23 protein-coding genes are annotated in these 22127 nt (G+C 42.8%); 10 read left to right on the top strand and 13 right to left on the bottom strand.

Annotated features, from left to right (window positions below):
• Window positions 1-23: 23 nt before the first annotated feature.
• Window positions 24-896, bottom strand: a complete 873-nt coding sequence (locus EIZ39_RS03470; protein ID WP_129197442.1) for a C40 family peptidase — start codon at window positions 894-896, stop codon at window positions 24-26.
• Between the two features lie 248 nt (window positions 897-1144).
• On the opposite strand from EIZ39_RS03470, the gene EIZ39_RS03465 reads away from it, so the two are divergent.
• Window positions 1145-1351 carry a copper ion binding protein gene (locus EIZ39_RS03465; RefSeq protein ID WP_129197439.1) on the top strand — a complete coding sequence of 69 codons (207 nt, stop codon included), beginning with the start codon at window positions 1145-1147 and terminating at the stop codon, window positions 1349-1351.
• Window positions 1352-1385: 34 nt separating this feature from the next.
• Here EIZ39_RS03465 and EIZ39_RS03460 read toward each other — a convergent pair whose 3' ends face one another.
• From EIZ39_RS03460 to glmS, 4 genes are all read right to left on the bottom strand, one after another.
• Window positions 1386-1526 carry a winged helix-turn-helix domain-containing protein gene (locus tag EIZ39_RS03460; protein WP_368666304.1) on the bottom strand — a complete coding sequence of 47 codons (141 nt, stop codon included), beginning with the start codon at window positions 1524-1526 and terminating at the stop codon, window positions 1386-1388.
• Window positions 1527-1530: 4 nt separating this feature from the next.
• Window positions 1531-1704 carry a HAMP domain-containing protein gene (locus tag EIZ39_RS26370; protein ID WP_164984874.1) on the bottom strand — a complete coding sequence of 58 codons (174 nt, stop codon included), beginning with the start codon at window positions 1702-1704 and terminating at the stop codon, window positions 1531-1533.
• 288 nt (window positions 1705-1992) lie between these two features.
• Window positions 1993-2724 carry a class I SAM-dependent methyltransferase gene (locus tag EIZ39_RS03450; protein ID WP_164984873.1) on the bottom strand — a complete coding sequence of 244 codons (732 nt, stop codon included), beginning with the start codon at window positions 2722-2724 and terminating at the stop codon, window positions 1993-1995.
• Between the two features lie 140 nt (window positions 2725-2864).
• Complete coding sequence (gene glmS / locus EIZ39_RS03445; protein WP_129197941.1) at window positions 2865-4700, bottom strand: glutamine--fructose-6-phosphate transaminase (isomerizing); 1836 nt, start codon at window positions 4698-4700, stop codon at window positions 2865-2867.
• A gap of 367 nt (window positions 4701-5067) precedes the next feature.
• Between glmS and EIZ39_RS03440 the strand changes: the two genes are divergently transcribed.
• Both EIZ39_RS03440 and EIZ39_RS03435 read left to right on the top strand, forming a co-directional pair.
• Entirely contained in the window at window positions 5068-5247 is a 180-nt protein-coding gene (locus EIZ39_RS03440; protein WP_129197431.1) for a hypothetical protein, read from the top strand.
• Between the two features lie 236 nt (window positions 5248-5483).
• Window positions 5484-6224 carry a YheC/YheD family protein gene (locus EIZ39_RS03435; RefSeq protein ID WP_129197429.1) on the top strand — a complete coding sequence of 247 codons (741 nt, stop codon included), beginning with the start codon at window positions 5484-5486 and terminating at the stop codon, window positions 6222-6224.
• A gap of 45 nt (window positions 6225-6269) precedes the next feature.
• On the opposite strand, the gene EIZ39_RS03430 is transcribed toward EIZ39_RS03435, so the two are convergent.
• A complete protein-coding gene (locus tag EIZ39_RS03430; protein WP_164984872.1) occupies window positions 6270-6623 on the bottom strand; it encodes a DUF2512 family protein in 354 nt (117 codons plus the stop codon).
• Window positions 6624-6773: 150 nt separating this feature from the next.
• On the opposite strand from EIZ39_RS03430, the gene EIZ39_RS03425 reads away from it, so the two are divergent.
• Window positions 6774-7763, top strand: coding sequence for an EAL domain-containing protein (locus EIZ39_RS03425; protein ID WP_129197425.1), 990 nt, complete (start codon window positions 6774-6776; stop codon window positions 7761-7763).
• A 47-nt stretch (window positions 7764-7810) separates the two neighbouring features.
• On the opposite strand, the gene EIZ39_RS03420 is transcribed toward EIZ39_RS03425, so the two are convergent.
• Window positions 7811-8695, bottom strand: a complete 885-nt coding sequence (locus EIZ39_RS03420; protein ID WP_129197423.1) for a 50S ribosomal protein L11 methyltransferase — start codon at window positions 8693-8695, stop codon at window positions 7811-7813.
• A gap of 28 nt (window positions 8696-8723) precedes the next feature.
• Window positions 8724-9614 carry an NAD(P)-dependent oxidoreductase gene (locus EIZ39_RS03415; protein ID WP_129197421.1) on the bottom strand — a complete coding sequence of 297 codons (891 nt, stop codon included), beginning with the start codon at window positions 9612-9614 and terminating at the stop codon, window positions 8724-8726.
• A 166-nt stretch (window positions 9615-9780) separates the two neighbouring features.
• Between EIZ39_RS03415 and EIZ39_RS03410 the strand changes: the two genes are divergently transcribed.
• From EIZ39_RS03410 to EIZ39_RS03400, 3 genes are all read left to right on the top strand, one after another.
• Complete coding sequence (locus EIZ39_RS03410) at window positions 9781-10932, top strand: YheC/YheD family endospore coat-associated protein (RefSeq protein WP_129197419.1); 1152 nt, start codon at window positions 9781-9783, stop codon at window positions 10930-10932.
• A 249-nt stretch (window positions 10933-11181) separates the two neighbouring features.
• Complete coding sequence (locus tag EIZ39_RS27200) at window positions 11182-12066, top strand: C40 family peptidase (RefSeq protein ID WP_240675678.1); 885 nt, start codon at window positions 11182-11184, stop codon at window positions 12064-12066.
• A gap of 244 nt (window positions 12067-12310) precedes the next feature.
• Window positions 12311-12850 (top strand): C40 family peptidase, encoded by a 540-nt coding sequence (locus EIZ39_RS03400; RefSeq protein ID WP_129197417.1) that lies wholly within the window; start codon window positions 12311-12313, stop codon window positions 12848-12850.
• A 53-nt stretch (window positions 12851-12903) separates the two neighbouring features.
• Here the strand turns inward: EIZ39_RS03400 and EIZ39_RS03395 are convergent, their stop codons facing one another.
• On the bottom strand, window positions 12904-14364 hold the full coding sequence (locus tag EIZ39_RS03395) for an NAD(P)/FAD-dependent oxidoreductase (RefSeq protein WP_129197415.1): 1461 nt from the start codon (window positions 14362-14364) through the stop codon (window positions 12904-12906).
• Window positions 14365-14588: 224 nt separating this feature from the next.
• On the opposite strand from EIZ39_RS03395, the gene EIZ39_RS03390 reads away from it, so the two are divergent.
• Window positions 14589-16322, top strand: coding sequence for an ABC transporter ATP-binding protein (locus tag EIZ39_RS03390; protein WP_129197413.1), 1734 nt, complete (start codon window positions 14589-14591; stop codon window positions 16320-16322).
• A gap of 2 nt (window positions 16323-16324) precedes the next feature.
• On the top strand, window positions 16325-17116 hold the full coding sequence (locus tag EIZ39_RS03385; protein ID WP_129197411.1) for an SDR family NAD(P)-dependent oxidoreductase: 792 nt from the start codon (window positions 16325-16327) through the stop codon (window positions 17114-17116).
• A gap of 5 nt (window positions 17117-17121) precedes the next feature.
• Here the strand turns inward: EIZ39_RS03385 and purF are convergent, their stop codons facing one another.
• Both purF and EIZ39_RS03375 read right to left on the bottom strand, forming a co-directional pair.
• Window positions 17122-18513 carry an amidophosphoribosyltransferase gene (purF, locus tag EIZ39_RS03380; protein WP_129197937.1) on the bottom strand — a complete coding sequence of 464 codons (1392 nt, stop codon included), beginning with the start codon at window positions 18511-18513 and terminating at the stop codon, window positions 17122-17124.
• An 88-nt stretch (window positions 18514-18601) separates the two neighbouring features.
• The gene (locus EIZ39_RS03375) at window positions 18602-19468 is read right to left on the bottom strand and encodes an alpha/beta fold hydrolase (protein WP_164984871.1); all 867 of its coding nucleotides are present in this window, start codon (window positions 19466-19468) and stop codon (window positions 18602-18604) included.
• A gap of 150 nt (window positions 19469-19618) precedes the next feature.
• Between EIZ39_RS03375 and EIZ39_RS03370 the strand changes: the two genes are divergently transcribed.
• The gene (locus EIZ39_RS03370; protein ID WP_129197407.1) at window positions 19619-19993 is read left to right on the top strand and encodes a YhjD family protein; all 375 of its coding nucleotides are present in this window, start codon (window positions 19619-19621) and stop codon (window positions 19991-19993) included.
• Here EIZ39_RS03370 and EIZ39_RS03365 read toward each other — a convergent pair.
• Together EIZ39_RS03365 and EIZ39_RS03360 are read right to left on the bottom strand one after the other, a co-directional pair.
• Window positions 19973-20707 carry an MBL fold metallo-hydrolase gene (locus EIZ39_RS03365; RefSeq protein ID WP_129197405.1) on the bottom strand — a complete coding sequence of 245 codons (735 nt, stop codon included), beginning with the start codon at window positions 20705-20707 and terminating at the stop codon, window positions 19973-19975. The genes EIZ39_RS03370 and EIZ39_RS03365 overlap by 21 nt on opposite strands.
• An 86-nt stretch (window positions 20708-20793) precedes the next feature.
• On the bottom strand, window positions 20794-22113 hold the full coding sequence (locus EIZ39_RS03360) for an efflux RND transporter periplasmic adaptor subunit (protein WP_129197403.1): 1320 nt from the start codon (window positions 22111-22113) through the stop codon (window positions 20794-20796).
• Window positions 22114-22127: the final 14 nt, after the last annotated feature.

The raw sequence follows: 22127 nt of genomic DNA, 5'->3' as shown, positions 1-22127 counted from the left end.
TATGTATTCATTATGCTAATCAACTAGTCCCCTAATACTCGCTTTGCCCCGTAGAATGGATAATTATTGAGGTACCAGGTTACATCACTAATCTCTACAGACTTGACAGCCGAATGAGCCATCTTATTATTTCCTATGTAGATTCCTACATGGGAGATCTTTCCTGACGAATAAGAATCAAAGAAGAGAAGATCTCCTACTTTCCAATTCTCTCGCTCTACCAATGTACCAACACTAAATTGCTCTTCCGATATTCTAGGCAATTTTACCCCCAATTGGCTCATGACATAGGAGGTAAAACCACTGCAATCAAACCCGTTTAAGTCAGATCCACCAGCACGATAAGGTGTACCAATTAAAGGAGAAATAAGCTGTTGTATCCTTGATGCTGATAGGTCCGCAGATCTCGATACCGATTCCTCTTTAACAGAAGCCAATAGTGGGGTATAGATAAACCCAGCAGTCTCACCCCACTTAATCTGTGTCCAGAGTTCTCCGGGCTCGACGATTTCTACACTTGTCCCCTTCTTCAAGGTAATTAAGACCTTGGATTCGATGTGTCTCTCTTGTCTTACGTTTACCGTTTCCCCTGTAATGACGGCGCTTCTACCTTGGGTTCGCACAGTTACAGGTGTAGACGAAACAGACTTTACTTCTTGTGTGGTAAGAGTATTGATTCCTCCTCCGAGTGACTTATCCGAAACAATAAGCTTCTGACCAAGAAAAACGGTATCAGAGGATAATTGATTTAATTTCTTCAGCTGTTCCACGCCCAGTCCGAATTGGCGGGAAAGTTTAAATAGAGTATCCCCTTTCGAAACTATATACTCTTCTGCAGCTGCTGTATTTGTTGTTACTAAAAAGGAAAGGAGTAAGATTCCTGCGATCTTCTTCATGGTACATACCTCCGGTGCAGATACTATGAATCTCACAATCTAGTATACCTTAATCTTATTAAAACTATTTGTGTCAAACAAGGATAGATTATGTAAGTAAGGATAATTATACATGAACCATGCAAAGGAATCTCTAGCGAATCTATTATTTTTATCTCCATTCCATAAATTTCTTTACTAATCTATATATTAATTTCAAATAATGCAGAAACTAAAGGAAGCATGAAATTAAGGAGGAATTTACGCGTATGGTGGATATCGTTTTACATGTAAAAGGAATGTCATGTGATCACTGTGTAAAAGCAGTGGAAGAAGCCTTAGGCTCCTTACCAGGAGTAGAAAGAGCTCTCGTTGATTTAGCTGAGGGAGAGGTGCATGTTAGATATGACGCCGACATAGTAGACCCCATTCGGATGAAAGCAGCGGTTGAAGAAGCGGGTTACGAAACCGAGTAAGGCGGAAGCCAAGGGCTTCCTCCTTACCTACTCCTTACACGCCTTTATAGCCGATTCCCCAAACCGTCTTAATCACCGCGTTGACATCAATCCCAGATCTTCTTAATTTCTCACGCAAATTTTTCACATGGGAATCCACTGTTCTGTCATCACCTTCATAATCCTGCCCCCAAATGAGCTTAAGTAATTGCTCCTTCCGACATATGGTTAATGGAATGTGCTAGCTGGGCAATTTCATCCGTTACTTGACCAGTATGATCAAGAATAACAACCATAAATGTTGAACCTTCTTCCATTCCGACAACATGTTCGATTGTGACGACAGGGGTAACGGAACGCTGGAGCAGACCCAAAACCTCTAGCCAAACATCATCCTAGCATAAGAATGTGAAGAAATGATGGAACGAAAAAAAGCCTTCCTTTCAAAAGAAGGCTAATTTCTCCTTAATAATAAGATGACCAATAGTATGAACAGTACGAGGATAATTACAAACTCATCGTCCTGAAAAAATCCGCCCGATTGACCGCTCATAAGCAGAACTCCTTTCCAAGCTTACACTCTAGACTATGAGTTCATTCGCCCAGGCGGCATAGGCAAGGGCCCAGTTTAAGAATTTTTGGGCAAGTGCCCAAAAAGTATTTTATTTAGTAAATCTGTAGACCGCATATTTCAATTTTCCTGCATATTTCTCAGTCAAGGATTGATGATTTCCCCAGATGTCATAAAGGTCAGGATGAAGGGAAGGCGATGGATCGAGTTCAGGTGTTTCTTCGGTACTAACGCCACTCTTCTTGAGAGCAGAATTTACCCAAACACTTTTCAGCACTTCTACTTTACGAAAACCAGCCCTCAAGCCCATTCTTTTCCACTCTGCCTCTGTCGGTACTCGCTTAATCCCGTATAGTTTAGTAAATTCACGCAGCTGTCCACTTGTAAATGAATGACCTGCAGTCATATCCACGTCTAGGGCGATCCCCCCAGGACGCAGCACCCTTGCATATTCTTTAAGAGAGGCAAGGATGTTCGTGAAAACCGTAACTGACTCAGCTAGAAGAAAATCAAACGAGTTGGAAGGAACCGGGATCCGTTCACTGCTTCCTTGTAAAAGGTGAACTTGAACTTTTTCTTTTACAAACCGTTGACTAGCTTTCTGTAACATGACGGGATGGGGTTCTATAGCCGTTACCTCACACCCGTAGGTTGAAGCAAGATAGCCAGCAGACTTCCCTGTCCCGCATCCTACCTCTATAACTTTACTAGTAGACGTAACCTGTTCTCCTTTAAGAAGTTCCTTCGTTAGTGCCAAACCTCCCGGATGAGCAGCCCCTACACCAAAATGAGCCAAAAAGTCGTGATACGTATACTTCCCCAAGATATCAGCCCCTAGCTTTCAATTCTTATCCTATATCTGTATTCATCATAGGGTCTAGGGCGTATCGCTATTTTAGGGTGACAAACAAAAAGGGCTGCTTATTAGGGGCACTGATTCCGTGAATACGAGCTTTTTAACTTCTACTCCACCGTAAGAGACTTCGCTAGATTTCTTGGGCGATCCACATCATGTCCGCGTACCGTACCAGAATAATAAGCTAGTAATTGAAGGGGAATGGCAGCAAGGATGGGCATGAGGAAGGGATGGGTCTCTGGAATATATAAGACCTGATCTACTTCTTCAGTTAATAAGTCCTCCCCGATCTTCGTAATCCCGATGACAAAGGCATCCCTGGCTTTAACTTCTTTAATATTGCTTATCACTTTATCCATCAAGTGGGTTTGCGTGGCTAACGCGATGACGGGAACACCTGGAGTAATCAAGGCCATGGTACCATGCTTCATTTCCCCCGCAGCATAAGCATCAGCGTGAATATAGGCAACCTCCTGCAACTTCAAGGCACCTTCTAATGCTAGTACATAATCAAGTCCGCGTCCGATAAGAAAAAGGTGCTCCTGATCATACGTAATCTGTGCTAACTGATCTATGGCGTCTTTAGTCATGATTAAAGTTGAATCAATATCCATTGGCAGCCGAGTCAAGGATTCTAACAAGGCTTGAGAATACTCGTCATGCGTATCCCGTATTTGTTGCTCTAACCACAGAGCTAGCAGCATCATGACTGTGAGTTGGGATGTATAGGCCTTCGTAGAAGCTACTGCGAGCTCCGGTCCTGCCTTCGTATAAAGGGTATTGTCCGCCTTCCTCGATATCGTACTTCCAACGGTATTCGTAATGGCAATGACAGGACAACCAAAGCGCTTAGCCTCCCTCAGAGCAGAAAGGGTATCGGCCGTTTCACCCGATTGACTGAGGACAATGATCAAATCCCTGTCATCTAGCGGGGGATGATCATCTCGGAACTCGGAAGAAAAGGAAACCTGAACAGGAATCTGTAATAACTGTTCTAACACCTTTTTCCCAATAATACCGGCATGGTAAGAAGTACCGCTCGCTACAATATGAATCTTGCTGATATTCTGGACTCGCTCTTTACTCCAAGGAGCTTCTATCTCAGGAAGTTTCACCCCCACAGGTGTTAGGCGTCCCTTTAATGTTTCTTCAACCGCCTTCGTTTGCTCTAAGATTTCCTTTAACATATGGTGATCTTGATCAGGGAACAAGACATCCTGAACATTCCAATCCACGGTAACTCGTTTCGGCTCCACACTGATCCCATCATAGGTTTTCAACTGTACTTTTCCCAAAGTCAGTATCGCCATTTCGTTATTCTTAATAGGATAAAATTCTCGTGTATAAGGAAGCAAAGCTGGAATATCGGACGCTAAATAAGCTTCACCTTTACCAAATCCAATAATTAAAGGATTATCTTGGGAAACAGCGATGATCATATTAGGGTGTTCGCGCGACATCATAGCTAAAGCGAACGAGCCTCTAAGTAAAGGAAGAATAGCCTGTACCGTCGTCTCAAAGTCGCCTGTATCATATTGCTCCAATAGATGAGGAATCACCTCAGTGTCCGTATCTGTCTTAAAAACATGCCCTTGTTTCTTTAAACTTCTTTTTAATGCGGTATAATTCTCAATGATTCCATTATGAACAACGAGAAAACGATCATCGCAACCGGTCAGAGGATGGGAGTTCTGAACAGAAGGGGTCCCATGTGTCGCCCACCTCGTGTGACCAATCCCAATCGTTCCTGACGGGATGGGTTCCCTAAGTATACACGTACGAAGATCCTTAACCCGTCCTACAGATCTTCTTTTTTCAATGGTTGTTCCATTAGAGATCGCAATACCGGCCGAATCATATCCTCTGTAATCTAAATGCTCCAAGCTATCTAGGAGGATCGGCTGTGCATTGCGTTTCCCTATATATCCAACAATTCCGCTCAATCTAATCACCTCGTTCACTCATGCACCTTCATTATATCGAATTGACCAGATTTGTGCGAATGCTTAGGGCACATTTCTTTACAAACCATTTTTATGAGGCTGTAAGACAATTGTTTGCCAATCAATTATCAGTATTTTCTTTCCTTTTGTTTCGATTCATCATTTAACAAAAGTCCATAGGCATATACCAGAATAATTGTGTTAAATTACGTCTATCTTTAGCAGAACATCTATATGTTATTTGTCGGTAGAGACCTTAGGGGAAAAATATTTTCTAGAATTAGTCAACAAAAAACTTGGCTGATAATATATTTTAGTAATTAGAACTCACCAATACGGTTTTGCCGATAAAAAGGAGGATATTCATATGAGTTTAGCTAACTGGTCAGATATTATCGATATCTGTAAGCAAAGTTCTCTTACTGGTAGTTTTCATGGAATGAGAAGAAAGAAAATTATCCTTTCTCGATTTGTAAAAGCCCAAAAGATGCACCGAATGGCCCCTGACCAAGAACTATCGCCCCTCCCCGTTCTCTTGCTCAAATAGAAAAACCTATTAAAGGCTGAACGCCTTTTCCTTTTTGATTGTATGAGGGACAAGCCTCCTCATGCCTCGCAATAGGAGCCTAAAGCAATTAGTCGACAACTGACATACATTGTCTTGTATAGAAGAATAGCGGTGGAAGGAGAACAAAGATCCATGCTTCGAATGATGTGCAAAGGTAAGATTCATCGAGCAACGGTTAAACTCGTGATTTTTCTCAGCTTAGGGGAGCAACCCTAATGGCCAAGACTTATAAAAGTAAATGGCATAAATTTAAACTTCTTAAGAAGTGCCGCCACCTCTCCTCTACCCTTCCCAGTACAAAGCCCTTCTCCAAAAAAAGACTCTGGAAGATGCTAAAAAAACATAGAGAACTTGTCCTAAAGCCTGTCGGGACAAAAGGAGGAGAAGGTATTCTGCAGCTTACATCCATCGGCAACGATCGTTATAAAATTCATTATGAAGACAGGCAGAAAAAAATGAGAGGCAAAAAGGCCGCCATACGGGAAATTTTCAAAAGAATGAAAGGTAACTCTTATATTATCCAACAAAAAATTCAGCTCGCAACGATCCATGATAGGCCTTTTGATTTGCGTGTCATGGTTCAAAGAGGAAAGCGGACACCGTGGAAAGTTACGGGCAAGCTAGCCAAATGGGCAGGAAAAGGCTATCTCGTAACCAATATTAAAAGAAGTAAGGGAAAGGTGCTTTCTCTAAAGCAAGCCATCCAGCAATCATCGGTGAAAACGAAAAACAAACAGAAACTTTCTTCAAAGATCCATGATATTGCTTTATCTTCTGCCAAATGTCTAACGAAGTCATATCGTTGGCTGCGAACAGTAGGTATGGATATGGGGATAGATCACAAAGGGAAGATCTGGATTATTGAGGCAAACTTTGCACCTGACATCACCCTATTCCTTAAGTTGAAAAACAAAAAAATGTTCCACCGAATTCGAGCTATGGAGAGAGAAGTATAAGCACAGAAAAACCGGAAGCCTTGTACATAAGCTTCCGGTTTTTTACTACGCAGCTTTTTCTGTCATTCCTCGTTGAATAAGCCAACGGTGCGTAAAGTATTCCGTAATGGCTAAGAAAGAAGCAGCGATAAGAGCTCCTATGATCGTTACAAACGCTCCTGGTAACACAAATTGACTAAAAAATACGATGGCCGCACTAGCAAAGAAATCAAGAATTGTCATTACCCAAAGGCGTCCTCTTTTTAACCACATCACTTCCATTGCATGTCCAGCGGCAGCAAGAACGAGGCCGACTAATAGAGCTTGAAAGAACATCGGGTAATAGACTTCCCCCGTCATCCAATCAACTAAAAAGATAACCAGGGGACAAATAATAAGCTTCATCCAAAGGCCAGTCATGATCATGCCATCTCCCTACATCGTTACTATAGGTGTATTGTTTCCTAAAAATGAATAAATTATGATATGACTACACATCGAATCAGGACTTTCTTACCACAAACCTATATAATAGAAAATAAGATATGTAGTTGAGGTGATTTAGTAGTCATGTCCATTTGTTCAGCCTGTTTCAACCCAGAACTCATCTATCAGATTCGATTTGATGGCGTTCACAATACCTCGTTTATCCCTCAGTTATTGAACTATCTTCGACGAGAAAAAGCTTTAATTGAAGCCCAAGCTGAGGTTGTCCACCTAAAAGAACATGCATTATTGGATCTTATCGATTTCTGTCGTGACCATATGGACCTTGAGTATATCTTCTTTCGTGTTGATAATCAGGACTGGAAACCGCTTATTGAGGCGCAAGCCGTTTATGAAAATCAATGGATTGATGATATTATACGTGAAGGACAAGTCACCTCTTATTTTCAGCCTATTGTCAATCAAGAGGAACAAGTCGTAGCCTACGAGCTTCTATCACGCTTCTATGGACAAGATGGCAACTTAAGATCTCCCGGTGAAGTTTTCAAAGCGGCAAAGAAGAGAAATCGTCTCTATGCTATAGACCGATTGTGCCGCATGACTGCAGTGCGAAATTCTGCCAGAATCAACGTAATGGCCTTTATTAACTTCCTGCCTACTTCTATATACTCACCCTCCCACTGCTTACAGTCTACAATCCGCTTAGCTGAGGAACTAGGGGTTAAACCAACGAACCTCGTCTTCGAGGTTGTGGAAAGTGAGAAGGTAGATGACATTGAACATCTAAAGTCGATTCTAACCTATTACAAGAAGCAAGGATTTCAATATGCACTTGACGATGTGGGGGAAGGATTTAGTACGATAGAATTGCTTAGGGAGTTATCACCTGGATATATGAAGCTGGATATGAAATACGTCCACGGCGTAGCAAGCGATTCAATGAAGCAGCTGATGGCCAAACGTCTACTGAAAGCCGCCCAAGAAATCGGTTCCGTCCCTCTTGCCGAAGGAATTGAGACTCGAGAAGACTTCTTATGGTTAAGAGATGTTGGTTTTGAATTATTCCAAGGCTATCTGTTTGGTAAGCCATTACCACAGCCCCTCCCGTCATAAGTTGAGGCCTCCCTGAAGGATTGCTCCTTAAGAGAGGCCTTTTGCTATTATTTTATGAAGTGTATTGTTACCCATTCATTGGACTGCAATCTCTCCATCAAACGAAACCCAAACTTTTCGAGCAATGTAACGACTTCCCCCGCGTTCCATTCTACGAGACCGGATATTAGTAAATTTCCTTGATACCCCTCTAGGAGGTTATGCCTTTTCATCATTTGAACAGCTTCATCTCCTCCAATATTAATAAAGATCCAGTCATAGGAAGGGCTTACTCTATACTCACCTTCAAGCAAGTCTGCTTGTTCCACTCTAATACATGTTACGCCATTTAGATTGGCGTTATACTGGATCTCCCGTTCAACCCGCTCAATATCTATGGCTTGAATGGCCGTAGCTCCCTTAACCGCAGCAGCAATGCTTAGGATTCCCGAACCCGTCCCAAGGTCGGCAGCGGATTGACCTCTGAAGTCATGCTTTAATATGATAGTCAGACAATCCTGAGTCGTACCATGCAGACCTGTACCGAAAGCTCCTTGTGGATCAAACCATAAATACTGATGACTTGAAGTCGTGCTCTTTTCATGGTCAGGCAAGCCAATGATCCAACCGTTTCCTAAGTTGACATCCTCGAAGGGCTGCTGCCATGAATCGGTTAACAGAAGCTGGTAACGGATCTGTTCCTCCCCAACCCCAAGTACTTCGGGTAGGATCTCCAGATAGTAAGCAGGCTGTGTTTCTAAACCGTCATCCTCTGCATAAATCATCAGATTAATCACCGCGTCTTGATTCTCTGTAAAATCGTAGCCATTATCCGTTGTTACTAACTCAATGGGAGCATCGTAAGAAATGTAATAAATTCCGACCGCATTCAGTTTTTCTATCGCTTCATCCACCTCAGCGTAGGGAATCTCAAGGCTAAATTCGTGCAACATATGCTTCTTTTCCCTTTCTATTTGTCATTCATACTCCCTGTTTTTCCGTAAACAACTTATATAATGCCTGTGTTCCGCTTTCGGCTTCTCCTTTTTCGGCTAATTCTTCATAAAGAGATTTGGCCAATTTCAATCCTGGCGTCAAGAGTCCCATTTCTTCTGCCGCAGCTAGTGCTATATTCATATCTTTAATAAAGTGCTTGATATAAAAACCAGGTTCAAAGCTCCCAGCAATCATCCGTGGAGCTAAGTTACTCAATGACCAGCTTCCTGCCGCTCCTGCCTCAATACTCTGTAGAACGCTCAGCGGATCTAATCCTGCCTTGCCGGCATAAGCCATCGCTTCACATACACCGATCATGTTTGAAGCAATCGCAATTTGATTACACATTTTCGTATGCTGACCGGCTCCTGCTTGTCCCTGCAAAACTATATTTTGCCCCATCAATTCTAGTATGGGACGAACGGTCTCAAAAGCTTCTTGATCACCTCCGACCATAATGGTTAAGCGTGCTTCCCTAGCTCCGATATCTCCTCCTGATACAGGAGCATCCAATGCATACATTCCCTTTTGTTTTGCAGCTTGATAGATTTCCTTAGCTAAAGATGGAGTGGATGTTGTCATATCAAGCAAATAAGTTCCGGTCCTAGCATGTCGAAGAATTCCCCCGTCTCCGAGATATGTTTCCTCAACATCGGACGGATAGCCAACCATCGTAATAATAACTTGGGCTTGGGCTGCAAGCTCTGCAACGGATTCTTTCCATACGGCTCCCTCTTGAAGCAAGGTTTCGGCTTTTGATTTTGTGCGTGTATAAACTAATACTTGATAGCCTGCGCGTAACAGATGCCCTGCCATACTCTTCCCCATCACGCCAATCCCAATAAACCCAACCACACTATTCTTACCTAACGTCATCTTATCTTCTCCCTTTCGGATAAGCATTTTCTTCTTGATTATAAGGAAGATCTAACCTAGAGACAATCCAATAGCGCCTATAACCAGTTCATAATGGCACATTTACACAGGTCCATCATAAACTTACATTAATAGGAGGATAAGTTGGAGGAGTTGTCATCTCAACATGAATAAACCAATCATCGGAATCTTAACTTGGAGACAAGGGGTTCGTTTTGAAGAACCTACTTATCTTCGCCAGTTAATCCTTGAAGGGCGTTCATTAGGTTGTACCGTATTTTTATTTTCCCATGAAGATGTATTGGAAAATAAAAAAAGAGTAAGAGGGTTTATCCCTTCCACCAATGGATGGGTAAGTCAAATCTACCCTTGGCCTGATATTGTGATTGATCGTTGCCGAAAAGGCGAACCTGGTTATCTTGCCTTACGAAGACAAAAGGATCTATTTGTTTATGCGAATAACACCTACACAAACAAATGGAACGCAACACAACTATTTTCTCGCGAGGAAGAACTCAGATCTTGGATTCCAAAGACAGTAGAGTATTCTCCTAATCATTTGCAACAGATGCTAAAAGAATTTCCTTTATTGTATATAAAGCCAGGGAATGGAACTGGTGGAAGAAGTATTTTAAAAATTAGTCATGACGGGACGAAATATTCCTTGCTTGGGAGAGCTCGTAACCTTAGAACAAAGTCAGCCTCTTTTTCGACGGCGGCTTCCCTTATCTCAGTTGTAAACCGTTGGGTCAATAAGGAATGTATTCGCAAAGGAAATTTCATGATTCAACAAGGATTGGATCTCGCTTTAATTCCAGACCGCGTGGCAGATACCCGACTGCTGATTCAAAAGAATGAGGTTGGCGAATGGTGCATTACCGGATCAGGTGTACGTGTTGGTCCAAGGAAGAGCCCCACCTCTAACTTGCACAATGGAGGAAAACCAGTAAAATTTTCAAAGTTGATGAAAGAACGCTTCGGTGAAGAAAAGGCAGAAAGGATTAAGGATGAATGTAAGCTCTTGGGCTTTACTGTCGTTAAGACCATCGAGAAGCACTTTGGAAGTATGATGGAATTCGGACTTGATATTGGAATTGATGTGAACGGTAGGGTTTGGCTTATTGAGGTAAACCCTAAACCAGGACGTGATATTTTTAAGGAACTCGGTAGACCTGAACTCTATAGAAAGTCCGTCCAGCGCCCACTCCAATATGCTCTCCACTTAGTCAAAAACAAACAAGAGAGTTCAGGTCCGATTGCCACTCTCGTAAGTCAAGAAGAAAAAGAAAGCAATGAGGAGAAAGCGGAAAACAACTAAGGAAGTTTGTGGAAAACAGAGTCCTTTTCAGGAAAAAGGGCTCTGTTTTTATTTTTTTTCAGGCCTAGAGCCCTAGAAGATCCCATCATAAATTTACTACCAGACCCTCAAGCTGCCATACCTTCCAATTGTTAAAGTTTTATCCATCATTTAACCCTTATTCGACAATCTGCGACATGGTATCTTTTTTACAAAGACCTACCAGTCATGGTACCAACATGAAATACAGCTAAGGAAAGGACGAATTCCATGAATAAGAAAAAACTATTAAATATTGCCCTTGCTGGAACAATTGCTCTAAGCGCATTATTTACCTTCACTCCAACTAGCTATGCCTCTTCGTTTGGGGAGGATCTTGCCTCTAGAGCCGAAGCGTATATTGGAACTAAGATAACGAATTTTGGTTCTGGTGACTTTGTGTCTCATGTATTCAAAAGAGAGGGTTTGCCAGTTCCAGCAAATTTGATGAACTTAAGCCAACAAGGGGCCCTCATAAAAGACAAAAGCAAACTAAAATCAGGTGATGTCGTTTTCTTTGGGAACAGCGGAACAGATCTTATAGCTGCAGGTATCTATACAGGTGAAGGAGAATTCGTGGTTGCTTATAAGACCTACGGAACAGTCCAAGAAATACCAATGAATTCACCGGTTGTGAAGAATCACTTTTTAGGGGCTAAACGAATTACTCCTGAGAAAAAGAACAGTTTCAACCCATCATCACCAAATACATCCGTATTAGCAAAGAATATCATCCAAACTGGACATAAGTATCTAGGGGTTAAATACAAGCTTGGAGCTGAGTATGAAAACACAGGTCGTTTTGACTGTTCTTCTTTCGTTCAATATGTCTACAAAAAGAATGGTATTCAACTCTCCCGCGGTGCAAGAGCACAATTCCAGGATGGAAAGAAAATTGCTCGTAAGGACCTAAGACCTGGAGACTTGGTATTCTTCTCGACTACAAAAACAACGAAGTACTCAAAGGATTCCATTAAGCGTATTGGCCATGTTGGGATCTATGCAGGAAACAATAAAGTATTACATACCTACGGTGACGGCGGAGTTAAATACAATGATATGTCTAAAGGCTGGTGGGACAAGCATTATGTGGCTGCTGCACGTGTAATCAACTAATCATACTCATCTGTGAGGGTTCCTTATGGAACCCTTCTCTGTTTAGCTGTTAAATCTCGAAGGAAAGAATTGGACCAGTATAGCTCAACCATTGCCGCCAGAGGGATCTGAGAAGCCTGGAAATCTTTTGGTATTTATACAAGTGTACGAATGAATTAACATATGTTGTGTGCCCTTTCAATACTACTCACTAGGTGCCAGCGATGACTACTAGGAAATAAAACAAAGAGAGGATTGAAAGTGTATGAAAAAATTACTCAAACTCACACTTGCGAGTATCGTCTTTTCAACTACGATATTTGGATTTACAACTAACATTTCTGCGAATACAGGAAGTACAAGCTCTTCTTTGCAGAGTGCGCAAATTACAAGTACTACGCAGAACGTTAGATCAAATATTATCCGTACCGGCCATCGTTTCTTAGGCGTTCCTTACCGATTGGGGGCAGAATATGAAACTTCTCGCCGTTTCGATTGTTCCTCTTTTACACAATATGTTTACAAGAGGAATGGGATCTCCCTTCCTCGTGGGGCGCGGGCACAATATAACCACGGGGTAAAGGTAGCTAGGAATGATCTAAGACCAGGTGATTTAGTATTCTTCTCAACCAAGGCTACCTTAAAATACTCGCGTTATTCGGTTAAGCGCATTGGCCATGTTGGAATCTACGCTGGTAAAAACCGTGTTCTGCATACCTATGGAAAAGGTGGCGTAAAGTATAATACGATGTCTAGCGGATGGTGGGACAAGCATTATGTTGGAGCTGTCCGAGTAATTCGCTAAAACAAAAAAGGGTCGACATAGGTTTTTTATCCTATATCGACCCTTCCTATTTCTTATACGGATGCTGTCTGCTTCTCTTCCATCTTGTCTAGTTCCTTCAAGATATGCCTTGCAATGTGTACTCCACAGGCACCAGCTTGAGCCAATCCACGCGTGATCCCTGCACCGTCTCCTCCTGCATACAATCCTTGAATTTCTGTTTCAAAGTTAGAAGATAAATACGGACGAGCTGAATAAAATTTAGCCTCTACTCCATAAAATAACGTATGATCGCTCGCGATTCCTGGTGTTACATGATCTAGAGCCTCTACCATCTCAATTAAACTCTTCATCGTATTATAAGGAAGGACTAGACCCAAGTCGCCTGGGATAGCCTCTTTTAACGTTGGTTCTAAGAATCCTTCTTTCATACGCTTTTCTGTGCTTCTACGTCCGCGCTTAATATCGCCAAATCGCTGAACGATAACGGATCCACTGGACAAGTCATTGGCACGTCGTGATATTTCTTTTGCATATTCGTTCGGCTTGTCAAACGGCTCTGTAAAGACATGGGAAATCAGTAGAGCAAAGTTTGTGTTTTCACTACCCAAATTTTTATCTTTATAGGCGTGTCCGTTGGCTGTCATAACACCACTATGATTCTCAACGACAACATGACCGCTAGGGTTGGAACAAAAGCTGCGAACGACTTGGTCTGTCGAAGACTTAAATATAAATTTTCCTTCGTACAAGTGGCGATTGATTTCCTCCATAACCACATCAGAAGTTTCTACCCGAACTCCGATATCTACTTGGTTGTTAAGAAGCTTTAGCCCCTTCTTCTTCATGATATTACCAAACCACTCCGAACCATCACGCCCCGGAACGATGACAACTTTACGCCCAGTAATCACTTCACCGGACTTCAGCTCCACACCCTGAACGACTATACCGCCTTCCGTTTTCTCTGTAAGAATATCAGCGACCTCTGTTTTAAAACGCATCGTAATCTTCTGTGCAATGTACTCAGAGATGCTTTTAAGGATCTCGAGGTTCTGTTCGGTTCCCAAATGACGAACATTCGCACGCAATAGCTTTAGACCTACTGCTGCACCCCTTCTTTCAATTTCCCTTACAGCAGGGGTCGTAGGATCCGTCACGTCTAATGTAGCCCCATGCTTCAAGTTAATCTGATCCACATATTTAATTAAATCAAGCACCTCGGATGGTGTGAGGTAATCCGTCATCCATCCGCCAAATTCTGTTGTAATATTAAACTTTCCATCAGAGTAAGCGCCAGCTCCTCCAAAGCCGTTCGTAATGGAACAGGCTGGAAGACAACCACTAAAGTCCTTTCGACCAGCTGGAGGTGGACATTTCTTTATTTTCTTTTCGAGAATCGGACAGCGTCGTGAATAAATATCATGGCCTTTATCTATTAAAAGAACTTTTAATTCTGGATTGTTTTCTATCGTTTCATAAGCAGTGAAAATTCCGGCAGGTCCTGCTCCTACAATAATGACATCGTACATCATGTTTTACGATCTCCTTTGTTGTATCATAGTTGTTTGGCTTGCGAGAAAAAACGAACAAATTTCCACAAGCCTTCTCTATTATACATGCATCCGGAGAAGAATCAACCCAAAACCCGAATATTCTTTTTGGAAACAGCTAAAATTATACGCATAGCACCCTGAACTTTCGAGAAATGGAAAAATTCATGCTACAATATGTCATAGAAATTTCTTGCTGGAGGGCGATGAACATTAAATTTAAAGATTTTCTCCATCTCTTACGATGGGCAAACCCACCTATAGGGGCAATCGTTGCCGCTGGCGTACTCAGTATCGTTTCTACGATTGCAGGTCTTATTGTTCCTTTCTTAACGAAAGATGTTGTAGATTTAGTTTCAGCTCAGAGCGTTAATCGCCATCTGTTCATCTTACTGGGTATTGCTTTTTTAATTCAAGCTGTAACGTCAGGGCTGTCTTTATATCTATTAGCTTATGTTGGGCAACTCACGGTAGCTCGATTGCGCAAGCAGTTATGGAATAAGATTTTGTCTCTTCCGATTCCTTTCTTTGATAAACAGCGGACAGGAGAAACGATTAGTCGTGTCACGGGAGATACAGGAGTAATTAAGGACTTAATCTCCAATCATCTCGTTTCTTTCTTTTCTAGTCTGATTTCGATTATTGGTTCGGTTATTATCCTCTCCTATATTGATTGGCAGATGACTGTTATCTTGCTCATAGCCATCCCTTTTATGGTTTTGTTTGTTCGGCCGATGGGGCGCAAGATCCACCTCATATCTAAGAGATTACAAGATGAAACAGCCCAATTATCCGGTGTGCTTACAGGAGTTCTATCAGAAATTCGCTTGGTTAAGTCATTCAATGCAGAGCGGGTAGAAAGCAAGAACGGAGAAACAGGGATTGAACATTTATTTCGATACAGTATGAAGGAAGCCAAAATTTATGCGGTTCTCTCCCCTATCATGCAAATTTGTATGATGGCCATCCTTGTTGTGATCATTGGATTCGGAGGTATCCGTGTTTCTTCCGGGGTGTTAACTGCTGGAGAACTGGTAGCATTCCTCCTCTACTTGTTTAAGATTATGATGCCTTTCAGCTCTCTTGCTCAATTTTATACAGCTACTCAAAAGGCAATGGGAGCAACAGAACGGATCATTTCCATCTTGGGTCATGAAGAAGAAAAAAGCGAAGAGAACCGTGAAGTGGCCTCCGTCCATCAGCCTATCCGGTTTGAGAAGATCTCCTTTTCGTATCCAGAAAGCGGGGACGTTCTTCGAGGCTTAGATCTTACGATATGGCCTGGAAGGGTTACAGCCATCGTCGGACCAAGCGGTGCTGGGAAGACGACCTTATTTTCGTTATTAGAGCGATTCTATACTCCCCATGAAGGTCGCATCCTTTTAGGGCAAACACCGATCTCCTCCTTTTCCATCAACTCCTGGAGAAAACACCTGGGGTATGTCTCCCAGGATAGCCCCATGATGGCTGGAACGGTACGAGAAAATATCTGTTATGGACTGGAAAGAGAAGTAAGTGAAGCAGAATTAAGAGAAGCATCCGCTCAGGCGTATGCGGATGAATTTATTAATCAGCTGCCTAACGGCTATGATACCGAGATTGGGGAGCGAGGAATTCGCCTCTCGGGAGGGCAACGACAAAGGATCGCCATTGCGAGAGCCCTTCTTCGAAACCCTTCTATTCTCATGTTAGACGAGGCGACCTCTAGCCTTGATAGTGCGTCGGAGCAATTTGTACAAAAAGCACTTCAACATCTCATGAAGGATCGAACCACCCTCATTATTGCTCATCGTCTGTCTACCGTGGTAGACGCTGATCAAATTGTTGTCATGGAGAGGGGGAAAGTGACGGGTCAAGGGTCACATGAACAACTACTAGAAGAACATGCGGTATACCGTGAACTAGCTAAACATCAGTTGAAAGAAGGAGCAGGAGTATAATTATGGGAGAGACAAAAGGCAAAAGCGTGTTAATAACAGGAGCATCCAGCGGCATCGGCTATGAGCTGGCAAAATGCTTTGCTATAGACGGATATCATCTTATTCTCTGTGCCAGAAGGGAGGAAAAGCTAGTCGAGCTGGCACAACACTTGCAGGATTCTTTTCAAGCGAAGAGTTCCATTATTGTTCAGGATCTCGCCGACCCAAGCGCCCCCGCCGAACTACTGAGAAAATTAGAGGGGGACGGGCTGAAGGTTGACATACTTGTAAATAATGCGGGTTTTGGTTTATATGGTTTATTTTCTACGTTAGACACTCAAGAGATTCTAGACATGATTCAAGTGAATATTTCCTCCCTGACCCACTTAACGAAATTACTTCTTCCCGGCATGATGGAAAGAGGTAACGGCAAAATTCTAAACGTTGCTTCAACCGCGGCTTTTCAACCGGGCCCTCTCATGGCGGTCTATTATGCCACTAAAGCGTATGTCCTTTCTTTTTCCGAGGCCTTAGCTAATGAAGTGGAACCGCATGGAATAAGTGTTTCGGCTCTGTGTCCAGGACCGACAGAAACAGGCTTTGAGAAGCGGGCAAACTTAGAGAAGTCCAAGCTCTTCCAAGGGGTCAACATGGATGCCGCAACGGTTGCTCGAATTGGATATGTTGGGTTGCTTCAAGGGAAAACCATCATCATCCCCGGTCTCAAGAACCAGATATTAGCTTCCTCAGTCAGGCTGGCCCCTCGCAAGATGCTCACGAAGGTAGTACGCCGCTTGCAAGAAACAAGAAAATGAGCAGCCTATCCTTTAGGCTGCTCTTCTTTTGACTTCAAATATAATTTGGTTGGGTAGGCTCCATTAAAGCAGGCAAGACAGTGTTCAGGTCCCTTTGGCATCCCCATTCCGATGACCTTCAGCAGGCCTTCTTCACTCAAGAAAGCCAAGGTATCTGCCCCTATGGTTTGACCCATCGCTCGTTCTTCTGCATGACGATTGGCAAAAAGCTCCTCTTTCGTTGGCATATCTATCCCATAATAGCAAGGGTTGCCGACTTTAGGAGAACTGATCCGAACATGTACCTCTTTAGCCCCTGCATCACGAAGAAGCTCCACTATTCGTTTACTTGTTGTACCTCTGACGATGGAATCATCTACAAGAACCACTCTTTTATCTTGCACTAATTCTCTTACTGCACTGAGTTTGAGCCTAACGGCGAGTTCGCGTAATTCCTGAGTAGGTTCAATAAAAGAACGTCCAACATAAGGATTTTTAATTAATCCGATCTCATAAGGAATTCCAGCTTGCTGAGAATAACCTATGGCAGCAGGTATGCTTGACTCAGGAACAGCTACCACTACATCTGCTTCTATAGGGTGTTCCTCCGCCAGAGTTTGGCCAAGTAATTTCCGCACACCCATGACACTTTTTCCTTGGATCACACTGTCCGCTCTTGCAAAATAGATAAACTCAAATGAACAAAGAGACTTTTTCTCTTCTTGAGCAAATCTACCGCCTCGAACCCCTTGATCATCCACTAAAAGCCATTCCCCCGGTTCTACATCCCTCCAGAACGTCGCTCCCACGGCATTTAAGGCACAAGTCTCTGAAGCTGCCACAATAGCATCACCTATCTTCCCTAAGGACAACGGTCTTAATCCGTTACGGTCTAGAGCAATGAGCAATTGTCGCTCCGTCATCATTAATAACGCAAATGAACCATGAATTCTCTTAAGTACATCAGGTATGGCCTCTTCCAAGCTTTTTTTGGCTGATCTCGCAAGGAGGTGGGCAATCACCTCGGTATCTGTTGTGGTCTGAAAAATACTTCCTTGCTGTTGTAATAATTCTCGTTCATACTCCGCGTTCACTAAGTTTCCATTATGAGCTAGGGCTAAATCCCCTTCCCGATATTTGAAGACCAACGGTTGAGAATTATGGAGAAGACTTTCTCCTGTTGTGGAGTAACGCACATGACCGATCGCCATATTTCCCTGAATCTGATCTAGAATAGATCGTGAGAATACTTTTGTTACGAGACCCATACCTCGATGATAACTGAAGGTTTTTCCGTTACTGGCAACAATGCCTGCACTTTCTTGCCCACGATGCTGTAAGGCATGAAGTCCATAATAAGTCAAATCGGCTGCCTTGGGATGATTAAAGATCCCAAAGACACCGCATTTTTCTCTCATCTCATTTCCCACGTTTTTTTGTCCCCCTGCCTTACTTTTCCAGCTAGCTATAGTAACAGTATCCTTAATTTCTCTAGAATTTATAAGTCTAGTGCAGAAATTCAAGAATTAATTGGTTCGTTTCTTGCGATTTCTCTTCATGGAGAAAATGACCGCACTTTGGCAGTACAATAAACTCGGATTGAGGTAAATCTCGATGGAGTTGTTTGGAATGTTCCATAGGAATGACGAGATCATGCTCTGCAGCCAAGATTAAAGAAGAATGAGTTACCTGATCATACTGATCTTTACACTTTCCAAAGTCAAACTCCCGAAGCATAGTCAGATAAGATTCTTCAAACCCTTGTGTGTAAATGGGGCTGAGATATTGCTTGATCTCTTCATCAGATAGAACGTTAGGGTCGTGATAGGCTCCCTTAAACATCTCTGCTAGTACTTCAACTCGTAGATATTTACTTTGGATATACGTCTTTATGAACGATTTATAAGGGAGATGCCCGAGCATCTTTACCCATAACGGAAGCCTGTCTCGGTACCCGGAGCTCCCGACGAGTATCAGCTTTCGGATCAGATCAGGATGCTTCAAACATAATCGCAGCCCTATTTCTCCTCCCATGGAGCTTCCCACATAATCCACTTGGCCCAAGCCCAGCTGAGAAATAAAGCTTGCCATTATTTTGACATGGTGGTCAATGGAATAACCAGGTCCCACTGGCTTCTCAGAAAAACCAAAACCCTTAAGATCAACCGCAATGACACGGAATTGCTTCGCTAATTCATCTAGATTATGTCTCCATGTAAAAGAATAAGCTCCCAATCCGTGAACTAACAGCAATGGGGAACCTTTTCCCTTTTCTACATAGTGAATACGTACGCCATCAATTTTAATAAAATTCCCTTTCCAAATAAGCTTCGACTGCTGAGATTGGTGTAATTGTGTAATAGTCGTTTTCATCCTTACCATCCGCTTTAGTTAATATTTAAAATAAGTATACCCAAGACGTCCCTCATCCAATTAAAATCCCGCATTGATAAATGTACGTATCCCGCGTTATACTTAGATTAAGAACAAGTGTTCCTATTTATGAAAGGAGGATCAAACAAGGTGAAATTCCTTCCAGAAAGAGAACAAAAGCTTCTCTCCCAATATGTCTACATCCCTCTCGTTCTTCATGTTTTCAATCGTGACCGGGGTCTTATTACCGATTCCTTAATCAAGCTGAAGGAGCCTTATCTCGCAATAATTGAGGAGGCATCTCTACGCGTAGAAAAGGACTATGGCAGCATTAAGAAAGCCCTTCGAGACCGAGGGGTAAAAATCTATTCTGAAAAACGAACCGAGGAGGGAGTAGAGCTGCGCTATTTCTACCAAGGATATCATCACCAGGCCGAATATAAGTGGGAATTTGTCCGCAGCGAGGTCCTATACTGGATGCACTGGTATCTCAAGAGAACGCCTCTACCACTCCCAGCTCGATAAAGAAGCAGCAAGATGTATCGGCCCTTCGTATTCTTCTTGCGCTTGTATGACTAGTAACTGCTGATCTCCATAGTGAGGAAGGTGAGTTAAAATTAATTGTTTAACTCCTGCCTGGCGAGCCAACTTTCCAGCTTCTCCTCCCGTCATATGCCCAGATACTTTACCCTTTTGCTCATTATATAGACTAGCTTCACAGATCAGGAGATCAGCTCCCCTCGAAAATTCAACCAACTCATCACTCCAACTTGTATCTGCCGTGTAGATCAGCGTGTTCCTTTGATCGGAAAATCTCATAGCTAGGCAGTAGGCAGCATGATTGGTTGGACAGAAGTCCACCTGCCAAGGCCCGATATGAATAGGTTGATGTGCCGATACCTGTACACCCTGTGTATAAGAATTATAAGTTAAAGAGGAGAATTGGTTACCCTCCTCTTGATGAGCATATATGGGTAAGGGAACGGAGCGGTTTCCAAGAATCGTCTGGATGAGCGTAGCGTATTGAAGGCATCCGATATCGGCTATATGATCATGGTGAAAATGAGAAAGGATCAATGCATCAAGCTGTTCCACTTTTATCACTCGCTGTAATTGAGCCAAAACCCCACTTCCACAATCGATTAAAAGCCGAAAATCATCCTCCTCAAGTAAAAATGAGGTTGTCGCCGAACCAGCTTCAGGGTAGGCCCCCCACGTTCCAAGGCAAGTCAACTTCATGAGCACTCACTCCTTATCTTTATGAAAAAACCCCACGAACAGATTTTCTTAAGCTGTCTCATGGGGTTCTCTTATAAACTATGATCCTACTTTGTTTCTTGAATTTCAACTTTGCTTTGATCTTGCAAGAGAGTTTGTCCCTTAACTACAATTATATCGTTTGCAGATAAGCCCGTTTTTATTTGGGTCCATTCACTCGTCTCTTTACCGGTTGATACTTCTACTTTCTTGGCTATATCTTCTTCGACTAAGAAGACATAACGCTTGCCTTGTTCCTCTAGGACAGCCTTACGTGGAACTACAAGGGACTTAACCTGCCCCTTAGTTTGACTTGATAACTTAACATCCACAACCATGTCAGCTTTCAGCTCACCCGTAGGATTCGGTATGGATATCTCAATAGGATAAGCTTTTAATTGAGAATCCATGACAGGGCTTACCGCCGTTACCGTCGCCTCTTGCTTTTTCTGAAGTGCTGGAATCTCCAGATTAACCTTCATTCCCATTTTCACGGAGATCATTTCATTTTCCGAAATATGAGCCTTCACCAGCATAGGATCAATATTTACAATTTGTACAACAGGTGCTTGGGGAGAGGCCATCTGTCCCGTGGCTCCTTGTACCAGCGAGATGATTCCCGATATAGGTGCTTTTACGGTAGCATTCGCTAATTGATCTTTTGCATTCTGTAGGCTCACTTGAGCCTGTTGAACGGAAGCCCTAGCCACTTCCACTCCCGTTTTCCCTTGAACATTTTGTAAAGATTTCTTTGCATTGTCATAAGAAGATTTCGCATTAGCAAGTGTTGTTTCTGCATTCTTCAAGGCTAATTCAGCATTCTTAAGCGCAGTCTCTGCTTTTTCCATCTCGATAGTAGGTACCGCTCCCGCTTCAAACAATTGTTTGATTCTTTGTTCATTGGCCATCGCATCTTGAAGCGCTTGGGTGGCTTGAGCCAACCCATTCTCAGCCTGGATGATGGCATTATTGGTTTGAACAACTGTTCCCTCCGCTTGATTAATTCCTTGACTTGTACTACTTTCACTTTGCTTTAAATTCGCTACGGCCACATCATAGCCGGCTTGGGCCTGCTTGACGGCATTGGCTAAATCTGCTTGATCAAGTGTGAATAGGATATCTCCTTGGGTTATCTGCTGCCCTAGGGTAACGTGTATTTTACTAATCTTTCCGTTAACTTTTGGTGACACCTGAACGGTCTCATTCGGAGCTAGCTTACCACTGATCCCTGCCTTTTCCTCAACCGTTCCTTCTTTCACAGTTTCTACTTGGACAGGCACAGCCGCCGTCTCACTTGCTTGGGAAACTTCTTCTTTTTTCGAACACCCTAATACACTTAGGGATAACGCAAGCATGAAAACTAGCGATGTCAATCTCATATTCTTCATTTCTTCCTTCCCTC

The sequence above is a fragment of the Ammoniphilus sp. CFH 90114 genome (assembly GCF_004123195.1).
Taxonomy (GTDB): Bacteria; Bacillota; Bacilli; order Aneurinibacillales; family RAOX-1; genus YIM-78166.
This window is presented reverse-complemented; position numbering and strand designations above follow the sequence as displayed.

Excerpts from the sequence above, each read along its gene's own strand:
- EIZ39_RS03420 (WP_129197423.1), bottom strand. The coding sequence starts at position 8,695 with ATGTTGCACGAATTTAGCCTTGAGATTCCCTACGCTGAGGTGGATGAA.
- EIZ39_RS03465 (WP_129197439.1), top strand. The coding sequence starts at position 1,145 with ATGGTGGATATCGTTTTACATGTAAAAGGAATGTCATGTGATCACTGT.
- EIZ39_RS03375 (WP_164984871.1), bottom strand. The coding sequence starts at position 19,468 with ATGAAAACGACTATTACACAATTACACCAATCTCAGCAGTCGAAGCTT.
- EIZ39_RS03365 (WP_129197405.1), bottom strand. The coding sequence starts at position 20,707 with ATGAAGTTGACTTGCCTTGGAACGTGGGGGGCCTACCCTGAAGCTGGT.
- EIZ39_RS03470 (WP_129197442.1), bottom strand. The coding sequence starts at position 896 with ATGAAGAAGATCGCAGGAATCTTACTCCTTTCCTTTTTAGTAACAACA.
- EIZ39_RS27200 (WP_240675678.1), top strand. The coding sequence starts at position 11,182 with ATGAATAAGAAAAAACTATTAAATATTGCCCTTGCTGGAACAATTGCT.
- EIZ39_RS03395 (WP_129197415.1), bottom strand. The coding sequence starts at position 14,364 with ATGATGTACGATGTCATTATTGTAGGAGCAGGACCTGCCGGAATTTTC.
- EIZ39_RS03400 (WP_129197417.1), top strand. The coding sequence starts at position 12,311 with ATGAAAAAATTACTCAAACTCACACTTGCGAGTATCGTCTTTTCAACT.
- purF (WP_129197937.1), bottom strand. The coding sequence starts at position 18,513 with ATGAGAGAAAAATGCGGTGTCTTTGGGATCTTTAATCATCCCAAGGCA.
- EIZ39_RS03435 (WP_129197429.1), top strand. The coding sequence starts at position 5,484 with ATGGCCAAGACTTATAAAAGTAAATGGCATAAATTTAAACTTCTTAAG.
- EIZ39_RS03440 (WP_129197431.1), top strand. The coding sequence starts at position 5,068 with ATGAGTTTAGCTAACTGGTCAGATATTATCGATATCTGTAAGCAAAGT.
- EIZ39_RS03425 (WP_129197425.1), top strand. The coding sequence starts at position 6,774 with ATGTCCATTTGTTCAGCCTGTTTCAACCCAGAACTCATCTATCAGATT.
- EIZ39_RS03360 (WP_129197403.1), bottom strand. The coding sequence starts at position 22,113 with ATGAAGAATATGAGATTGACATCGCTAGTTTTCATGCTTGCGTTATCC.
- EIZ39_RS03430 (WP_164984872.1), bottom strand. The coding sequence starts at position 6,623 with ATGACTGGCCTTTGGATGAAGCTTATTATTTGTCCCCTGGTTATCTTT.
- EIZ39_RS03385 (WP_129197411.1), top strand. The coding sequence starts at position 16,325 with ATGGGAGAGACAAAAGGCAAAAGCGTGTTAATAACAGGAGCATCCAGC.
- EIZ39_RS03410 (WP_129197419.1), top strand. The coding sequence starts at position 9,781 with ATGAATAAACCAATCATCGGAATCTTAACTTGGAGACAAGGGGTTCGT.
- EIZ39_RS03390 (WP_129197413.1), top strand. The coding sequence starts at position 14,589 with ATGAACATTAAATTTAAAGATTTTCTCCATCTCTTACGATGGGCAAAC.
- EIZ39_RS03415 (WP_129197421.1), bottom strand. The coding sequence starts at position 9,614 with ATGACGTTAGGTAAGAATAGTGTGGTTGGGTTTATTGGGATTGGCGTG.